The 18,050-nt window shown below is 71.1% G+C and carries 15 protein-coding genes and 1 tRNA gene; 2 read left to right on the top strand and 14 right to left on the bottom strand.

The features are described from left to right. Positions 1-51 precede the first annotated feature (51 nt). From KMS84_RS18245 to KMS84_RS18180, 14 genes are all read right to left on the bottom strand, one after another. On the bottom strand, positions 52-729 hold the full coding sequence (locus tag KMS84_RS18245; RefSeq protein ID WP_256917301.1) for an arsenate reductase/protein-tyrosine-phosphatase family protein: 678 nt from the start codon (positions 727-729) through the stop codon (positions 52-54). Further along, complete coding sequence (locus tag KMS84_RS18240) at positions 726-1,373, bottom strand: L-threonylcarbamoyladenylate synthase (protein WP_256917300.1); 648 nt, start codon at positions 1,371-1,373, stop codon at positions 726-728. The genes KMS84_RS18245 and KMS84_RS18240 overlap by 4 nt, the downstream gene beginning before the upstream one ends. A 98-nt stretch (positions 1,374-1,471) precedes the next feature. Then, a complete protein-coding gene (gene prmC, locus KMS84_RS18235) occupies positions 1,472-2,311 on the bottom strand; it encodes a peptide chain release factor N(5)-glutamine methyltransferase (RefSeq protein ID WP_069770011.1) in 840 nt (279 codons plus the stop codon). A 97-nt stretch (positions 2,312-2,408) separates the two neighbouring features. Beyond that, positions 2,409-3,485, bottom strand: a complete 1,077-nt coding sequence (prfA, locus tag KMS84_RS18230; RefSeq protein WP_256917299.1) for a peptide chain release factor 1 — start codon at positions 3,483-3,485, stop codon at positions 2,409-2,411. Positions 3,486-3,593: 108 nt separating this feature from the next. Then, entirely contained in the window at positions 3,594-3,818 is a 225-nt protein-coding gene (gene rpmE / locus KMS84_RS18225; RefSeq protein ID WP_069769943.1) for a 50S ribosomal protein L31, read from the bottom strand. A 160-nt stretch (positions 3,819-3,978) separates the two neighbouring features. Then, positions 3,979-5,118, bottom strand: a complete 1,140-nt coding sequence (locus KMS84_RS18220) for an LCP family protein (protein ID WP_256917298.1) — start codon at positions 5,116-5,118, stop codon at positions 3,979-3,981. A 159-nt stretch (positions 5,119-5,277) separates the two neighbouring features. Then, positions 5,278-7,071: a trypsin-like serine protease gene (locus KMS84_RS18215; protein ID WP_256917297.1), complete on the bottom strand. Its 1,794-nt coding sequence runs from the start codon at positions 7,069-7,071 to the stop codon at positions 5,278-5,280. A 153-nt stretch (positions 7,072-7,224) separates the two neighbouring features. Next, complete coding sequence (gene rho / locus KMS84_RS18210; RefSeq protein ID WP_256917296.1) at positions 7,225-9,246, bottom strand: transcription termination factor Rho; 2,022 nt, start codon at positions 9,244-9,246, stop codon at positions 7,225-7,227. Between the two features lie 407 nt (positions 9,247-9,653). Beyond that, entirely contained in the window at positions 9,654-10,583 is a 930-nt protein-coding gene (thrB, locus tag KMS84_RS18205; RefSeq protein ID WP_256917295.1) for a homoserine kinase, read from the bottom strand. A gap of 527 nt (positions 10,584-11,110) precedes the next feature. After that, positions 11,111-12,169, bottom strand: a complete 1,059-nt coding sequence (gene thrC, locus KMS84_RS18200) for a threonine synthase (protein ID WP_256917294.1) — start codon at positions 12,167-12,169, stop codon at positions 11,111-11,113. Positions 12,170-12,175: 6 nt separating this feature from the next. After that, a complete protein-coding gene (locus KMS84_RS18195) occupies positions 12,176-13,474 on the bottom strand; it encodes a homoserine dehydrogenase (RefSeq protein WP_069770009.1) in 1,299 nt (432 codons plus the stop codon). Positions 13,475-13,643: 169 nt separating this feature from the next. Beyond that, entirely contained in the window at positions 13,644-15,035 is a 1,392-nt protein-coding gene (gene lysA, locus KMS84_RS18190; protein ID WP_256917293.1) for a diaminopimelate decarboxylase, read from the bottom strand. 14 nt (positions 15,036-15,049) lie between these two features. Then, on the bottom strand, positions 15,050-16,114 hold the full coding sequence (gene nrtL, locus KMS84_RS18185; protein WP_256917292.1) for an ArgS-related anticodon-binding protein NrtL: 1,065 nt from the start codon (positions 16,112-16,114) through the stop codon (positions 15,050-15,052). Between the two features lie 247 nt (positions 16,115-16,361). Then, complete coding sequence (locus KMS84_RS18180) at positions 16,362-16,901, bottom strand: response regulator (RefSeq protein ID WP_256917310.1); 540 nt, start codon at positions 16,899-16,901, stop codon at positions 16,362-16,364. 105 nt (positions 16,902-17,006) lie between these two features. Here KMS84_RS18180 and KMS84_RS18175 point away from each other — a divergent pair. Both KMS84_RS18175 and KMS84_RS18170 read left to right on the top strand, forming a co-directional pair. Then, positions 17,007-17,078, top strand: a tRNA-Arg gene (locus tag KMS84_RS18175). A gap of 306 nt (positions 17,079-17,384) precedes the next feature. Further along, complete coding sequence (locus KMS84_RS18170; RefSeq protein ID WP_256917291.1) at positions 17,385-17,963, top strand: suppressor of fused domain protein; 579 nt, start codon at positions 17,385-17,387, stop codon at positions 17,961-17,963. Positions 17,964-18,050: the final 87 nt, after the last annotated feature.

The following is an 18,050-nucleotide window of genomic DNA, read 5'->3' as shown; positions in this document are numbered from 1 at the left end:
GCGACCAAGGTCGCCCTCCGGGACGCGGTGCGCGCCGCGGCCGCCGACACGTCAGGTGCGGGCGGGTACGCCGGTCAGGGCCGTGACGACGGGGTCCAGCGCCTGGTGTATCTCGTCGCCGATCGAGCGGAAGAACGGCAGGGGCGCTCCGTAGGGGTCGTAGACCTCGTCCGCCTCCGGCGTCGGGGCGAGGAGCCACCCGCGTAGAGCCGCCGCGGCGCGCACCAGGGCCCGTGCGCGCATCACCACGCCCTCGTCGAGGGAGGGCAGCGTGGCCGGGTCGATGGCGTTCACCAGGCGGGTGAACTCCTTCAGCGTGAAGGTGCGCAGACCGGCCGAGTGGCCCATGGAGATGACCTGGGCGCGATGGTCGCGGGTCGCCGTCAGGACCAGGTCGGCCATGATGACGTGCTCGTCGAGCAGCTCGCGCCCGGTGAAGCCGGAGGCGTCCGCGCCGAAGTCGGCCAGCACGGTCTCCGCGTTGGCCTCCATCGGCGCGCCCTCGTGGCCCCAGGTGCCCGCGCTCTCCACGATCAGCCCGCCGCCCAGCATCCCGAGCCGCTGCGACACGAAATGCCGCGTCAGCCGCTCGGTGATGGGCGAGCGGCAGACGTTGCCGGTGCTGACGTGGAGGATGCGGAAGGTGTCGCGCGGAAACCCGAACGTCGTCGTCTGCTCCGCGGCACGTTCCCCGTTGCCTATGCCACGCCCCGCGTCAGGGGCTGTCAATTCGCCACCTCGAGGTCGGGTACGACCTTCCTCAGCTCGTCGGCGGAGATCGCGCCCGCCCGCAGCAGCAGCGGCACCTCCCGGCTGACGTCGACGATCGAGGAGGGCACGTTGCCGGGGGTCGGGCCGCCGTCGAGGTAGACGGAGACCGAGTCGCCGAGCATCTCCTGGGCGTAGTCGCAGGTCTCCGGGGCCGGGTGGCCCGTCAGGTTGGCCGAGGAGACCGCCATCGGGCCGACCTCGGTGAGCAGTTCGATGGCGACCGGGTGCAGCGGCATGCGCACGGCGACCGTGCCACGGGTGTCGCCCAGGTCCCACTGGAGCGACGGCTGGTGCCTGGCGACCAGTGTGAGCGCGCCCGGCCAGAACGCGTCCACCAGTTCCCAGGCCAGCTCGGAGAAGTCCGTGACGAGGCCGTGCAGCGTGTTCGGGGAGCCGATGAGGACGGGCGTGGGCATGTTGCGGCCCCGGCCCTTCGCGGCCAGCAGGTCGGTGACGGCCTCGGAGGAGAACGCGTCGGCGCCGATCCCGTACACGGTGTCGGTCGGCAGGACCACGAGCTCGCCACGGCGGACGGCGGACGCGGCCTCGCGCAGACCGGTCACACGGTCGGTGGCGTCGTTGGTGTCGTATCGCCGTGCCATCTAGCGAGCCTCCTCGTACACGAAGTACCTCTGCGCGTATGCGAGCGCGTGTGGGTGCGCGTCCTGCTGCGGGTCGAAAGTATCGGGAACGACGACGCTCACGGCATCGCCCTGCGGGCGGTGGCGAAGCGCGGCCGGTTGTTGAGGTCGGGGTGGTCGGCCGCGTCGGCCCAGCCCCGCTCCTCGGTGAAGATCCACGGCACCTGGCCGCCCTGCGTGTCGGCGTGCTCGATGACGACGACGCCGCCGGGACGCAGCAGCCGGTGCGCGGTGCGCTCGATGCCGCGGATCAGGTCGAGGCCGTCCTCGCCGGAGAACAGGGCGAGTTCGGGGTCGTAGTCCCGGGCCTCGGGGGCGACGTACTCCCACTCGGTGAGCGGGATGTACGGCGGGTTGGACACGACCAGGTCGACCTGGCCGTCGAGGTCGCGGAAGGCGTCCAGGGCGTCTCCCTGACGCAGGTCGACCCTGGACCCCTCCATGTTCTTGCGCGTCCACCGCAGGGCGTCCTCGGACAGCTCCACGGCGTGCACACGGGAACGCGGCACCTCCTGGGCGAGGGCGAGCGCGATGGCGCCGCTGCCGGTGCACAGGTCGACGATGCGGGGCTCGACGACGTCCATGGCGCGCACGGCGTCTATGGCCCAGCCGACGACCGACTCGGTCTCGGGGCGCGGCACGAAGACTCCGGGGCCCACCTGGAGCTCCAGGTAGCGGAAGAAGGCCCGCCCGGTGATGTGCTGGAGCGGTTCGCGCTGCTCGCGCCGGGCGATGACCTCCCAGTAGCGGGCGTCGAAGTCGGAGTCCTGCACGGAGTGCAGCTGTCCGCGCTTCACACCGTGCACGAAAGCGGCGAGCTCCTCCGCGTCGTTGCGCGGCGAGGGCACGCCGGCGTCGGCCAGCCGCTGGGTGGCCTGGGCTACCTCAGCGAGCAGCAGACTGCGGGGGCTTGGGGGACGTCCCCCAAATGATTGCTGCACGCGCCGTCCTCCGTGTCGTACTCGTCGTGCGTACGTCCTACATCGCCTGCGCGGCCTACGCGGCCGCGAGCTTGGCGGCCGAGTCCGCGTCGACGCACGCCTGGATGACCGCGTCGAGGTCGCCGTCCAGGACCTGGTCCAGGTTGTACGACTTGAAGCCGACCCGGTGGTCCGAGATGCGGTTCTCCGGGAAGTTGTACGTGCGGATCTTCTCGGAGCGGTCGACGGTGCGGACCTGGCTGCGGCGGGCGTCCGCGGCCTCCCGCTCGGCCTCCTCCTGCGCCGCCGCCAGCAGCCTGGAGCGCAGGATACGCATCGCCTGCTCCTTGTTCTGCAACTGGCTCTTCTCGTTCTGGCAGGAGGCGACGACTCCGGTGGGAAGGTGCGTGATGCGCACGGCGGAGTCGGTGGTGTTGACGGACTGGCCGCCGGGCCCGGAGGACCGGTAGACGTCGATGCGCAGGTCGTTGGCGTTGATCTCGACCTCGACCTCCTCGGCCTCGGGCGTGACGAGCACGCCGGCGGCGGAGGTGTGGATGCGGCCCTGCGACTCGGTCGCGGGCACGCGCTGCACCCGGTGCACGCCGCCCTCGTACTTCAGCCGCGCCCACACGCCCTGCCCGGGCTCGGTGGCGCCCTGGCCGCCCTTGGTCTTCACGGCGACCTGGACGTCCTTGTAGCCGCCCAGCTCGGACTCGGTGGCGTCGATGATCTCGGTCTTCCACCCCACGCGCTCGGCGTAGCGCAGGTACATCCGCAGCAGGTCGCCCGCGAACAGGGCGGATTCGTCGCCGCCCGCGCCGGCCTTGATCTCCAGGATGACGTCCTTGTCGTCGGACGGGTCCCGGGGCACCAGCAGCAGCCGCAGCTTCTCGGTGAGCTCCTCGCGCTGCTTCTCCAGCTCCTTGACCTCGGCCGCGAAGTCGGGGTCGTCGGCGGCGAGTTCGCGCGCGGTCTCGACGTCCTCGCCGGTCTGCCGCCAGGAGCGGTACGTGCCGACGATCGGGGTCAGCTCGGCGTAGCGCTTGTTCAGCTTGCGCGCGTTGGCCTGGTCGGCGTGGACCGACGGGTCGGCGAGCTTCTTCTCCAGGTCGGCGTGCTCTCCGAGCAACTCCTCGACGGCCTCGAACATGGTGGGCTCCTGAATGACGAACGTGGGGGAAGGGCGGGCGACCAAAAACGCCGGTCCCGGCGCGCCCCCGGGCGGGGACACGGCCGTGGACCGGCGAAGAGGGGCTCGCTACTTCTTGGAGCCGGCGGCGGCCTTGCCGAAGCGGGCCTCGAAGCGGGCCACACGGCCACCGGTGTCGAGGATCTTCTGCTTGCCCGTGTAGAACGGGTGGCACTCGGAGCAGACGTCGGCGCGGATGTTGCCGCCCTCGATCGTGCTGCGGGTGGTGAACGACGCGCCACAGGTGCAGCTGACCTGCGTCTCGACGTACTCGGGGTGAATGTCGCGCTTCAAGGTGTCTCCTAGTTTCGGGAGGGCGCCGGGTCGCTGCCGCGGGATACGACGAGCGTGAACCGGAGCCGACGTACCAGTCTGCCAGGACTGGCCGCATCCCCCAAAACCGGGGGGCGGGGCGATCTATTCCCGGCGGCCCCGCGACGCCGTCCCGACGCCCTCAGGACGACGTGACGACCCCGTCGGCCTCGCCCGTCGCGTTGCCCGTGACGGCCGACCTCGGAATGGGCCGGTCGTTCTTCAGGGCCGCCCAGACCTGCTTGGCCTTCGCCTCGGAGACGATGACCCGGTTGGGGTCGGACGGGTCGTACAGGACCGGCATCGTGACCATGTTCATGTGGGTCGCGCTGATGCTCTTGAGGCCGTTGGCGAAGGACATCAGCGAGTTCAGCGAGCCGAGGTGGGAGTCGGTCGTGACGGCCTTGGTGGCGGTGTCGGCGAGGTCGTACAGCTTCGTGCCGCCGGTGAAGAGGCCGACGTGCTTGACCTGGTTGACGAGCGCCTTGATGAACGCCTGCTGGAGCTGGATGCGCCCGAGGTCGGAGCCGTCGCCGACGCCGTGCCGGGTGCGGACCAGGCCGAGGGCCTGCTCGCCGTCGAGGGTGTGCGTGCCGGCCTTGAGGTCCAGATGGCTGTCGGGGTCCTTGATGGCCTTGGTGGTGGTGACGGGGACGCCGCCGAGCTCGTCGATGAGCTTCTCGAAGCCGGAGAAGTCGACCTCGAGGTAGTGGTCCATGCGGACGCCGCTGATCGACTCGACCGTCTTGACGGCGCAGGCGGCGCCGCCCGTGGAGTACGCCGAGTTGAACATGACGCCGCGCGCGGCGTCGTGCGCGACGCCCTGGGCGTCGGTGCAGGCGGGGCGGTCGATGAGGGTGTCGCGCGGCACGGAGACCACGCTCGCCTTCTTGTGCCCCTTGTACACGTGGATGATCATCGCCGTGTCGGAGCGGGCGCTGCCGTCGTCGGCGCCGCCGCCCAGCTTCTTGTTGGCGCCGGAGCGGGTGTCGGAGCCGAGGACGAGGATGTTCTCGGAGCCGTTGTCGGTCTTGGTGGGGCGGTCCGTGCCCAGCGCTTGGTCGATGTCGACGCTCTTGATGTTGCCGTTGAGCTTGAAGTACAGGTAGCCCACTCCGGTGCCGCCCAGCACCACGATGCCGGCGGCGGTCCAGGCGGCGATCAGCAGACCCTTGCGCCTGCCCCGCTGTCTGCGGTGGCGCGGGCCCTTGCTCCCGTCGGCCCCGCTCGTCGTGCCGGTCTCACCCGGTATGCCGGGCTCCGGTGTGCTCTCGGCGGACATGCGCTCCTCGGTTCTCGTGCGACCTCACCATCGTCACTCCGCCAGGACAGACGGGGAAACTCGGGACAGGGTTGCACGAACGCTCCGTGCCCGGTCGGTGAGCGACCGGTCACGGAGCGTTGCGCGGGTGGGAGCGGGAATCCGCTCCCACCTGCGGTTTCAGCCGAGGAGGTCGTACTGCTTGAAGCTCGTGCCCAGCGAGATCCCTGCGGAAAAGATCACACTGCCCGTGCTTCCGTTGCCCCGGTACAGGTAGAGCGTGCCGGCGGGGGTGCGGGCCAGCAGGTCCGCCTTTCCGTCGCCGTTGACGTCGCCGACGGTGGCGAACGCGTTGTACGTGGTGTTGCTCCAGGTGGCGACCTTGAGGCCGGGCGCGAAGGCGCTCGTCCCGCTCACGCCGCGGCCCCGGAACAGGTAGACGGCGCCGCTGGTCTTGTTGCGGGCGATCAGGTCGGCCCGGCCGTCGCCGTTGAAGTCGCCGTGACCGCGCACGACGTTGTAGTTGTTCCAGCCCGTGCCGGCCTTGACCGAGGCGCCGATGCTGCCGTTGCCCCGGCCCGGGTTGATCCACAGGGTGCCGGCGGAGTCCACGGAGACGAGGTCGGGCAGGAAGTCGCCGGTGACGTCGCCGGGGGCGACGATCGACAGGCGGCTCTTCCAGTTGTCGCCGATGAGCTGGCTGGCCCAGGACTCACTGGCGGGCACGAAGTGTTCCCAGAAGACGTCCCCGTCCGAGGAGCGGCGCAGGATCAGGTCCTGGAAGCCGTCGCGGTCGAGGTCCGCCTGGAGGATGAGGTTGTAGCCGCTCCAGGTGCCCCAGGAGTCGCGGGCGGCCAGCGAGGTGCCCTTGGAGTCGAGCTCGTAGGCCGTCTGGGTGGCGGCGTTGCGCACGAACAGGTCGGCCATGTGGTCGAAGCTGAGGTTGGTGTCGTCGACCCGCGGGTAGACGGCGCCGACGTACGTCGTGACCTTGCTGAAGACGCTGTACGCGCCGCTCTTGACGCAGTCGGTCACGCCCCAGGACACGACGCCCACGAGCCGTCCGCCGACGACCAGCGGGCCGCCGGAGTCGCCGTTGCAGGTGGCGGTGGTGCCGGCGTCGCTGCCGCTGGCGGGGTTGCCCGCGCACACCATGTGGCTCTTGACGAAGTCGTCGGGGTAGTAGCCCGCGCAGGTGGCGTCCGACTGGATCGGCAGCGTGGCCGTCTTCAGGTCGTCGGAGATGTCCTGGGTGGCGGAGGACGTGCGCCCCCAGCCGAAGACCGTCGCGTTCGTGCCGGGCGCGTACGACCCGGTGTTGCCGGCCGGGATCATCGGGAGCGGCTTGACCGTGAGCGGGGTGCCCAGGGTCAGCACGGCGATGTCGTTGTCGATCGTCGACGCACTGTACGAGGGGTGGTTCCACTGGCGCAGGACGCCGGTCCTGCTGCCCCCGTGCAGGTCGCCTGCCACGGGCAGCTGGGAGGTGCCGGTGATGATCGTGCCGTGGTTCAACCAGTCGTAGCCCTTGACGCAGTGCGCCGCGGTCACGATCTTCGTCGGGGACACGACGGCGCCGCCGCAGAAGAAGCCGATGTCGTCGGCGGTGTTCGTCGGCGTGCCGCGGTCGTCGCCGTACCACAGCTGCGCCATCCAGGGCGCCTTGGTGATGGTGGTGGTCGTCCCGCCGATGATCTTCGGGTCGACCGTGGCGCGGCTGCTGGAGGCCAGCGGCTCCTTCGACGTCCGTCCCGGGACGTCGTCGCCGGCGAGGGCGATGTCGAGCCGCTTCTGCAGCTCCTTCGCGGACGGCACGCTGAGCTTGGGCACGGGCGGCGCCTCGGCCGCCTGCGCCGACGACGTCAGCAGTGCGCCGGCCACGGCGGCGGCCACCGCGGCCGCGGCCACCGGCAGGCCGATGCGCAGCTTGCGTCTGTGCCGCCTGCGACCGCCCCCGGACGTGGGTGTACCCACTCGAGTCCCCCCTGGGATCTGAAGTTCACGTTCGTCAGGTTCATGCTCGAAAACATGACCGAAGGCGAGATCGTACCCCGGTGGCGGACAACGGAAAGGGCCGCCCCCCTGAACGGGGAGCGGCCCTTGCGTACCGGTCTTCGGCGACTGGCGTCAGTCGTTGTTGTTGCCCGGCGACGGCGTCGTCTTCTGGATCTGAAGCAGGAACTCGCCGTTGGACTTCGTCTGCTTCATCTTGTCGAGCAGCAGCTCGATCGCCTGCTGCTGGTCGAGCGCGTGCAGCACCCGGCGCAGCTTCCAGACGACGGCCAGCTCGTCGTTGCCGAGCAGGATCTCTTCCTTGCGGGTGCCGGACGCGTCCACGTCCACCGCCGGGAAGATGCGCTTGTCGGCGAGCTTGCGGTCGAGCTTGAGCTCCATGTTGCCGGTGCCCTTGAACTCCTCGAAGATCACCTCGTCCATGCGGGACCCGGTGTCCACCAGCGCGGTGGCGAGGATGGTCAGCGAGCCGCCGTCCTCGATGTTGCGGGCCGCACCGAAGAAGCGCTTCGGCGGGTACAGGGCGGTCGAGTCGACACCACCGGACAGGATGCGGCCGGAGGCGGGCGCGGCGAGGTTGTACGCACGGCCCAGACGCGTGATCGAGTCGAGCAGCACGACGACGTCGTGGCCCAGCTCCACCAGACGCTTGGCGCGCTCGATGGCGAGCTCGGCGACCGTGGTGTGGTCCTCGGCCGGACGGTCGAAGGTCGAGGAGATGACCTCGCCCTTGACCGACCGCTGCATGTCGGTGACCTCTTCCGGACGCTCGTCGACCAGGACGACCATCAGGTGGCACTCGGGGTTGTTGTGCGTGATCGCGTTGGCGATCGCCTGCATGATCATGGTCTTGCCGGTCTTCGGCGGCGCCACGATCAGACCGCGCTGGCCCTTGCCGATCGGCGACACGAGGTCGATGATCCGCGTCGTCAGCACGCCCGGGTCCGTCTCCAGACGGAGGCGGTCCTGCGGGTACAGCGGCGTCAGCTTGTTGAACTCCGGCCGCCCGCGCCCGGAATCGGGCGCCATGCCGTTGGTGGAGTCCAGCCGGACCAGCGCGTTGAACTTCTCGCGGCGCTCGCCGTCCTTGGGCTGACGGACCGCGCCCGTGACGTGGTCGCCCTTGCGCAGGCCGTTCTTGCGGACCTGGGCGAGGGAGACGTACACGTCGTTCGGACCGGGCAGGTAGCCCGAGGTCCGGATGAAGGCGTAGTTGTCGAGGATGTCCAGGATGCCCGCGACGGGGATCAGGACGTCGTCGTCGGCGAGCTGCGGCTCCGCGGCGCCGATCTCGTCGCGCCCGCGGCGGCCGCGGCGGTCGCGGTAACGGCCGCGACGGCCACGCCGGCCGCCCTCGAAGTCGTCGTCGTCCTGCGGGCCGTTGTCGCGCTGCTGGCGGTCCTGACGGCCGCCGCCCTGCTGCTGGCCCTGCTGCTGACCGCCACGCTGCTGCTGGCCGCCCTGCTGGTCGTCGCCCTTGCGACGGTCACCGCGCTCGCCGCGGTCACCACGGTCACGGCCGCGCTCACGGCGGTCGCGGCGACGGCCCTCGGCGCCGTCGGCGTCACCGCGGGCGTCGCCCTGCGGCTGCTGGCCCTCGGCCTGCGCCGGGGCGGGCGTCTCGGTCTTCGCGGCGCTCTTCGCCTCGGCGGCGACGGTCTCCGGGCTGCCCGCGTCGGCGGTGGCGCGGCGACGACGGCGCTCGGCGGGGGCCTCCCCGCCGGCCGGCTGACCGGGGATCTCGATCTGCTGCTGGGCCACGGCCTTGTCGGCGGCGGCCTCGGCGGCGTCCGCCTTCTTCTCGGCGGCCTCGCCCGTGCGCGCCTTGGAGGTGGCGCGGCGCTTGGGCTTGGTCTCGGCGGCGTCCGCCGCGGGGGTCGCCTTCGCGGGGGCGGCGCCTCCCCCGGCCTGCGCCTCCTTGATGACCTCGATCAGCTGGCTCTTGCGCATCCGCGCGGTGCCCCTGATACCGAGTCCGGATGCGACCTGCTGAAGCTCGGCCAGCACCATGCCGTCGAGGCCGGTGCCGCGGCGTCGCCGGGAGCCCGCACCGGTGGCAGGCGCGGAGGCGTCCGTGGCGGGCGCGGCAGCGGTCTCCTCGACACGTGCGCCCATCAGATCGGTGGTGTCGCTCACGAAGGGTCCTTCCCTGGAGCGGACGTCGGCCTGTCTGGCTCGGCGACCGTTTGTGCTGTCCGACTTCGGTCCTTGCTGCGGCGAAGCCGGGGCGGTTGTCCGCCTGAACGGCGGAAGAGAGATTTCTGGTGATGGCGCTGCCCGAGCGAACCGTGACACCTGGTGTCACGTCGCGAGGGAGCACCGATTCCGGAGCGTGCCCCGAGGACCGCTCAGCGTCGCTGCACGGCGTACTGCCCAGGTACGACGTACGGAACGCAGTGCGGCTTGGGAAGCTCCCGGAAGAAAGTCCGTCCCGAAGGGGGACACGAAGCACCTCGCCATGGTGGGGTCGGGTGCAGACTTGAGGTTAACACTACCGGATCCAACAAACATTCCCCCTCTCGAAATCCGGCAACCGCGCACTTCTAGATGTCGCCGGAGGGCGCCAGGGGCAGCACGCTCGCCCCTCGCAGGTCCAGGGCCAGGCGGTTCGCGGCCCAGTCCGCACCGGCCGAGGCCTCGATCTTGTCGGCCGTCTCCGCGTCGGCCAGCGCCATCACGGTGGGCCCGGCGCCGGAGATCACGGCGGGGATCCCGTCCGCGCGCAGCCGCTCCACCAGCGCGGCGCTGTCCGGCATCGCCGGTGCGCGGTACTCCTGGTGCAGACGGTCCTCGGTGGCCGCCAGCAGCAGTTCCGGACGTCGCGTCAGGGCCTCGACGAGCAGGCCGGCGCGGCCCGCGTTGGCGGCCGCGTCGACGTGCGGCACGGAGCGCGGAAGCAGTCCGCGCGCGGTCTCGGTCAGCACCGGCTTCCCGGGCACGAAAACCACCGGAACGACGGAACCGGAGGGCTCCATCCTGATGGCCCGCGCGGCGCCCGCCTCCATCCAGGACAGGGTGAACCCGCCGAGCAGACAGGCCGCCACGTTGTCCGGGTGCCCCTCGATCTCGGTCGCGAGCTCCAGCAGGGCCCCGTCGTCGAGCCTGCTCTCGCCGCCTATGGTCACCGCGCGCGCGGCGACGATGCCCGCGCAGATCGCGGCCGACGACGAGCCGAGACCCCGGCCGTGCGGGATGCGGTTGGCGCAGACGATCTCGAGGCCGCGCGGCTGGCCGCCCAGGACGTCGAAGGCCGTGCGCAGGGACCGGACGAGCAGGTGCTTCTCGTCGCGGGGCAGCGTCTCGCCGCCCTCCCCCGCGATGTCGATGTGCAGCCCTGAGTCGGCCACCCGGACGACGACGTCGTCGTAGAGTCCCAGCGCGAGGCCGAAGGCGTCGAAGCCCGGGCCGAGGTTGGCGCTGGTGGCGGGGACGCGCACCCGGACGGGGGCGGCACGGAAGGCGGGACCGGCCATCTCGCGATGACTCTCCTTGAGCTGCGGGGCTGTCGAAATGAGATGCGATGTGTGGGTGAGGACCCGGGACCGCGGCGGCGACGGCGACGCGTCGCTGCGGCATATGCGGCAGGCGGGTTCGGTACAGCCTATCGAAGGAAGGTTCTGCGGCGACATAGGGCGCACAGGAGGCGCACGATGCGTGTCGTAAGCCCCTCGTGCACCCCCGTCAGGGATGTCCCGGACGGGTCGCGCACGAGGTCGTGCGCGTCGCCCGGGCGGCCCCGGAGCCGCCCCGGTCCCTCGCTGCGGACCGCTTCGCGCCGCCCGGCCCCGCAGGACCCCGCCGCCCGTCCGGAACGCCGGGTTCCCTGCGGGTGATCCGTCGGGGAACGTCCTCCCGACGGATCACCCGCAGGTCGATGTCTGCAGGTCAGCGCTCGGGCCGGGCGCTGACCTGCGGGCGGCGGACGGCGGACGGCGGACGGCCGCGACCGTTCAGCCGGCCCGCCGTTCAGTCGTCCCGCCGTCCGACCGTCCGGTGTCGCTTACGCGAGTCCGAGGCGCTCGGCGGCCGTCGCCGCGTCGACCGGGACGGTGACCGGCTGCGGTGCGCCCGCGACGGCCCAGTCGGGGTCCTTCAGGCCGTTGCCGGTGACGGTGCAGACGATCCGCTGCCCCGGGTCGACCTTGCCCTGCTCGGCCGCCTTCAGCAGACCGGCCACGGACGCGGCGGACGCGGGCTCCACGAAGACGCCCTCCTGCGCGGCCAACAGCCGGTAGGCGCGCAGGATCTCACGGTCCGTCACCTCGTCGATGAAGCCGCCGGACTCCTCCTGCGCGGCCAGCGCGAACTTCCAGGAGGCCGGGTTGCCGATGCGGATCGCGGTGGCGATCGTCGACGGGTCCTTGACGACCTCGCCGCGCACGATCGGGGCGCTGCCGGACGCCTGGAAACCCCACATGCGGGGCGCGCGCGTGGCGACCTTGTCGGCGGCGTACTCCTGGTACCCCTTCCAGTACGCGGTGATGTTGCCCGCGTTGCCGACCGGGAGGACGTGGATGTCCGGGGCGTCGCCGAGCATGTCCACGATCTCGAAAGCGGCCGTCTTCTGGCCCTCGATGCGCACCGGGTTCACCGAATTGACCAGCGCCACCGGGTAGTTGTCGCTGAGCGCGCGGGCGAGCGTGAGGCAGTCGTCGAAGTTGCCGTCGACCTGGAGGATCTTCGCGCCGTGGATGAGCGCCTGGCCCATCTTGCCGAGCGCGATCTTGCCCTGCGGGACGAGGACGGCCGAGACCATGCCGGCCCGCACGGCGTACGCGGCGGCGGAGGCGGAGGTGTTGCCGGTGGAGGCGCAGATGACGGCCTGCGCGCCCTCCTCCTTGGCCCGCGTGATGGCCATCGTCATGCCCCGGTCCTTGAAGGAGCCGGTCGGGTTCGCGCCCTCCACCTTGAGGTGGACCTCGCAGCCCGTGCGCTCGGAGAGCACCTGCGCGGGCACGAGGGGCGTGCCGCCCTCACGGAGCGTCACTACGGGCGTGCTGTCGGAAACCGGCAGACGGTCCCGGTACTCCTCGATGATTCCGCGCCACTGGTGGGTCATTGCTGGTTACTCTCCTTCAACCCGCATGATGCTGGCGACACCCCGCACGGTGTCGAGCTTGCGCAGCGCCTCGACGGTCCCGGTGAGGGAGGCGTCGGACGCGCGATGGGTGACGACGACGAGGGAGGCCTCGCCGCTGCCGTCCAGTCGGCCCTGCTGCCGCACGGTGTCGATGGAGACCCCGTGCTCGGCGAAGACGGTGGCGACCTGGGCGAGAACGCCCGGCTTGTCCGCGACGTCGAGACTGATGTGGTACCGGGTGACGACATCGCCCATCGGCGACACCGGCAGCGCGGCGTAGGCCGACTCGCCGGGCCCCGTCGCCCCGCTGAGCCGGTTGCGGCAGACGGCGACCAGGTCGCCGAGCACGGCGGAGGCGGTGGGAGCACCGCCGGCGCCGGGACCGTAGAACATGAGCTGCCCGGCCGCGTCCGACTCGACGAACACGGCGTTGTAGGCGCCGCGCACCGAGGCGAGCGGATGGCTCAGCGGGATCATCGCGGGATGCACGCGCGCGGTGACCGACGCGCCGTCCGCGGCCCGCTCGCAGATGGCGAGCAGCTTGATGGTGCAGCCCATCTCGCGGGCGGAGGCGAAGTCGGCCGACGTCACCTCGGTCATGCCCTCGCGGTAGACGTCGTCGAGGCGCACGCGCGTGTGGAACGCGATGCCCGCGAGGATGGCGGCCTTGGCGGCGGCGTCGAACGCCTCGACGTCGGCCGTCGGGTCGGCCTCCGCGTACCCCAGGGCGGTGGCCTCGTCGAGGGCCTCCTGGTATCCGGCGCCCGTGGAGTCCATCTTGTCGAGGATGAAGTTGGTGGTGCCGTTGACGATGCCCAGCACCCGGTTCACCTTGTCCCCGGCGAGGGACTCGCGCAGGGGCCGGATCAGCGGGATCGCGCCGGCGACGGCGGCCTCGTAGTAGAGGTCCTCGCCGTGCTCCTCGGCGGCGGCGTGCAGCGCGGCGCCGTCCTGCGCGAGGAGCGCCTTGTTCGCCGAGACGACGGACGCGCCGTACTCGAAGGCGGTGGTGATGAGCGTGCGAGCCGGCTCGATGCCGCCGATGACCTCGACGACGACGTCGATGTCCCCGCGTTTGACCAGCGCGGTCGCGTCGGTGGTGACGAGGGCGGGGTCGATGCCCTCCCGGACCCGCGACGGCCGCCGCACGGCGACCCCGGCGAGCTCCACGGGGGCCCCGATCCTGGCGGCGAGGTCGTCGGCGTGCGTCGTCATGATGCGCGCCACCTCTGAGCCGACCACTCCACAGCCCAGCAGCGCCACCTTCAGCGGACGCGTACGCATCATCCGACCTCGTTTCCTCATACCGTCTACGGATGTTTCCGGTTGACCCAGTCTCACTCACCGGACCGGACTTTCTGCCCCTGGTCCGGATCGTGAGACATCGATTTCATTTCCGGCGGACGGCAGACAGGAGATCTTCCGCCTGTCCCGTCGCGGCGTCCCGAGCGTCTCAGCCGACGTCGAGCCGCAGCAGATCCTCCTCCGTCTCGCGCCGCACGACGACCCGCGACTCCCCCTCGTGCACGACGACGACCGGCGGCCGCAGCACGTGGTTGTAGTTGCTGGCCATGGACCGGCAGTACGCGCCGGTGGCGGGCACGGCGATGAGGTCGCCCGGCGCCAGGTCGGCCGGCAGGAACGCGTCCTTGACCACGATGTCCCCGCTCTCGCAGTGCTTGCCCACCACCCGCGCCGCCATCGGCGGGGCGTCGGAGACGCGGGAGACGAGCGCGACGCTGTACTCGGCGTCGTACAGCGCGGTACGGATGTTGTCCGACATGCCGCCGTCGACCGAGACGTACGTCCGCAGCCCGTCGAGCGGCTTGACGGTGCCGACCTCGTAGAGGGTGAAGGCGGTGGGGCCGACGATGGCGCGCCCCGGCTCCACCGAGATGCGCGGCGTCCGCAGCCTGGCCGCCTCGCACTCCCGGGTGACGATCTCCGTCAGCGCCTTGGCGATCTCGTGCGGCTCGCGCGGGTCGTCGTCGCTCGTGTAGGCGATCCCGAGCCCGCCGCCGAGGTCGATCTCCGGCAGCTCGACCCCGTGCTCGTCGCGGATGACCTTGAGCAGTCCGACGACCCGGTGGGCGGCGACCTCGAAGCCGGACATGTCGAAGATCTGCGACCCGATGTGCGAGTGGATCCCGATCAGCTCCAGCCCGTCGAGCTGGAGCGCGCGCCGCACCGCTTCCGCGGCCTGCCCGCCGGCGAGCGGGATCCCGAACTTCTGGTCCTCGTGGGCGGTGGCGATGAACTCGTGCGTGTGCGCCTCGACGCCGACGGTGACCCGGATCTGCACCCGCTGCCGCCTGCCCCGCGACTGCGCGATGTGCGCGACCCGCACGATCTCCTGGAACGAGTCGAGGACGATCCGTCCGACGCCCGCGTCGACGGCGCGCTCGATCTCGTCCGTCGACTTGTTGTTGCCGTGGAAGGCGATGCGGTCGGCGGGCATGCCGGCGGACAGCGCGGTGGCCAGCTCGCCGCCGGAGCAGACGTCCAGGTTCAGCCCCTCCTCGTGCAGCCACCGCACGACGGCCCGGGACAGGAACGCCTTGCCCGCGTAGAAGACGTCGGCGTCGGCCCCGAACGCGGTGCGCCAGGCCCGGGCCCGGTCGCGGAAGTCGGCCTCGTCGAGGACGTAGGCGGGCGTGCCGTGCCGTTGGGCGAGGGTGACGACGTCGACACCGCCGACGGTCACCACACCGTCGTCGTCACGTGCGACGGTCCGTGCCCACACCTTGGGGTCGAGGGCGTTGAGGTCGGCGGGCGGAGCGGAGTAGTGGCCCTCGGGAAGGACGTCGGCGTGACGGGGCCCGGCGGGGTGGGCGGATCGGCTCATCTGGGCGTGCTCTCTCAGAGGTGGTCGGGTGCGTCGATGCCGAGCAGGGACAGGCCGCCGGCCAGCACCGCCCCGGCGGCTTCGGCGAGCGCGAGCCGGGCGCGATGGGCGGCCGAGGGTTTCTCCGCACCCCGCGGAAGGACGGCGGGCAGCAGGACGAGCGTGGCGTCGGCCACCCCGACCAGATGCCGGGCCAGCCGGGACGGCGCGCCGACGTCGGGGACGACCCGCGCGCCGGACGACGGCTTGACCGGCCGGTTCGACGGGGCGACGGCGGTGCCGAGGACGCGGGGATGGTCGGCGAGGAGGCCGACGAGGTCGGCGGCGTCCAGCGGGCCGGGCTCGGCGGCGAAGCCCAGGTCGGCGGCGTTGCGGCACACGGCCCGGGTACGGGCGTGGGCGTACCGGACGCGGAAGAGGGGGTTGCCCTCGCGCTGGACCAGATGGTCGGCGGTGATGCGGGGCCGGTCGTGCGGGGCGGGGTGGATCAGGGCCCAGCGAGCGGCGTCGAGCCCGAGCGGAGCGGGGTCCTCCGGAGCGGGCGCCGGCCGCAGCACGGCACGCCCCCTCTCACCGCCGTGACCGCCATGACCGCCGTGACCGCCATGACCGCCGTCGTGACTGACGTCGACCCGCCCGCCCTGTGCCCCGACCATGCGCGCGAGCACGTCGGCGAGCACCTCGGCCCGCACCTCGTACGGCACCCGCACCTCGAAGACCTCTCCGGCGAGGCCGTCGCCGTGCCCGTACCGCGGACCCTCCGCCCTGATCCGCCGGACCAGGTCGGCGACCGCCGGACCGTCGAGGCTGAGATTGAGGAACCCGGGTCCGGTGATCTCCACCCCGCGAACGCCCTCGGCCCCCATCAGATACGGCCGGAGAACCTCGGCCACCCGAAGCGGGGTCTGCCCGGCGGGCCGGGCCAGCTGCAACGCGATGCCGGTGGCGTAGTCCCCGCGCCCTCCGGGCCCCGGCGGCGTGACGACGGCCCGATCGGGAACGGCCACGCTGAGCTCCCCGTCGTCGACAGCACGACGCACCGCGCACAGCACGGCACGAGACAGCTCGACGGGGGTCACGGCACAAGCCTAGGGGAGGAGGGGGGTGGGTGGGCGAGCCGGTCGGCCGAGGTCCCGAGATATGGACACCGAACAACGAACCCGACCGAAGCCGACGGGCACGGAGGGCGAGAGGAGGGGGCGAGGAACGGGCGAGGAAGCGGCTCGCCGAAAGGTGGACGGCGAGGGGCGATGGACGACGCGGACGGATGACGGGAAGACTCAGCAACGGCGCCTGCCGGCAAAAGGCACAAGAACAGACAGGACCTCACTCCCCGGCCGCGGCTCCCGCCCCCGGCAGCCCGGCTTTCCCGACCGCGATGACGGTTCCCGTCCCCAACTCCCCTTCACCCCTCTCCTCGTCCCGCACCATCTCCCGCTCCCGCTCCCGTTCCACCAACGTCCTTACGACGGAAACGAGTTCGACGGGATCGAAGGGCTTGGCAAGAAAGGCGTCGACGCCCACCTCGAGGCCGGCCTCGACCTCGTACTGCGTACAGGCGCTGATGACGACGAGGGGAAGGTCCCGCGTCCGCGGATCGGCACGCAGCCGAGCGGCGGTGCCCAATCCGTCCAACCGGGGCATGACGACGTCGAGGGTCACAAGATCGGGCCGGACCTGATGCACCACATCCAGACACTCGGCACCATCGGACGCGGTCACGACCTCGAGGCCCTCCAGCTCGAGATTGACCCTGATCAGCTGCCGGATGACCTTGTTGTCGTCCACCACAAGCACCCGGCCCGACGCGCCTGACACAACTCGAGAGTAGGTCGGGACCGGCCACCGCGTCCGGGTTTTCCCCACTTCCACCCCGCCCGAGCGACCAGCCCCGCAAACCCGTTCCTGATCACCCCGAGCGAGCTGGTAGTGTTCTACCCGTCGCCGCGAGCAACACCTCACGACCGACACGCCCCCGTAGCTCAGGGGATAGAGCAACGGCCTCCGGAGCCGTGTGCGCAGGTTCGAATCCTGCCGGGGGCACCTTTGATCAGGTGCCTAAAGACCCCGTCACCAGCGGAAACGCTGAGGCCGGGGTCTTCGCGTATGTGCAGCCGTATGCCGCTCGGAGCGGCCGTATGTCGGGTGCTGTGGACTATGCGTGGACTGGCCGCGGGGCCAGAGTCCGCAGGTCAGCCCCAGAAAACGACGAGGCCCCCGGACCGTGGTCCAGGGGCCATCCTGCCGCACGTGGGCGTGCTGGCATCAGGTCTCGTCGTCTGCCTGTGTCGCTGCTGGTGTTGTGTCAGGAGTCAGGGGCAGTCGATCGCGGTCTGGGATGATCGAGCGGTGAGTGATGCAAGGGTGCCGGCCGCGGAGGTGGTTGAGGCGCACATCCGGGCGTTCTTCGCAGGGCATGCCGTCGAGGCCGTCGACTGCGACCTGGGCCCAGAGCGGCGAGCGGCACTGCCCGAGCTGCGAGTACTCGTGGTGGAGCCCGGCCCCCGCAGCGACAGCTGGGCCTATGTGACTGCCGGGTGCTGGGCCTCGATGGAGCAGCACGGTAACGGCCTTGAGTTCGTCATGACCGCACACGTCCGCGATGAGCGGTTCATCGAACTCATGGCGATGGTTGCCTACTACCACTGCGGAGGGCGCCCGCTCGACCTGGAGCACAGCATGCCGATCGGTGAACCGTGGGTGCCGGGGTCGACCTGCGACCACTTGCTGATCAGCCTGCCCTACCTCCACGGTCCCGACCTCGAACACTGCCCACTACCCGAAGGGCACGCCCGCATCCTGTGGGCCCTTCCGGTGACCACCGCCGAAATCGAATTCCGTCGGCGACACGGACACGAGGCATTGGAACAGCTCTTTGACGAGGCAGAGATCATCCCCACCGATCCCTTTAGAGCATCGGTAGCCTGAGCTCCAAACTCCGGGCGGGCAGCTCTGAGCAAGGGGGCGCCCTGCCACCTGGAGCCGCCACAGGCATTGCCCTGCACGCCTCCACTT

Source organism: Streptomyces hilarionis (assembly GCF_024539675.1).
Classification (GTDB): domain Bacteria; phylum Actinomycetota; class Actinomycetes; order Streptomycetales; family Streptomycetaceae; genus Streptomyces; species Streptomyces hilarionis.
This window is presented reverse-complemented; position numbering and strand designations above follow the sequence as displayed.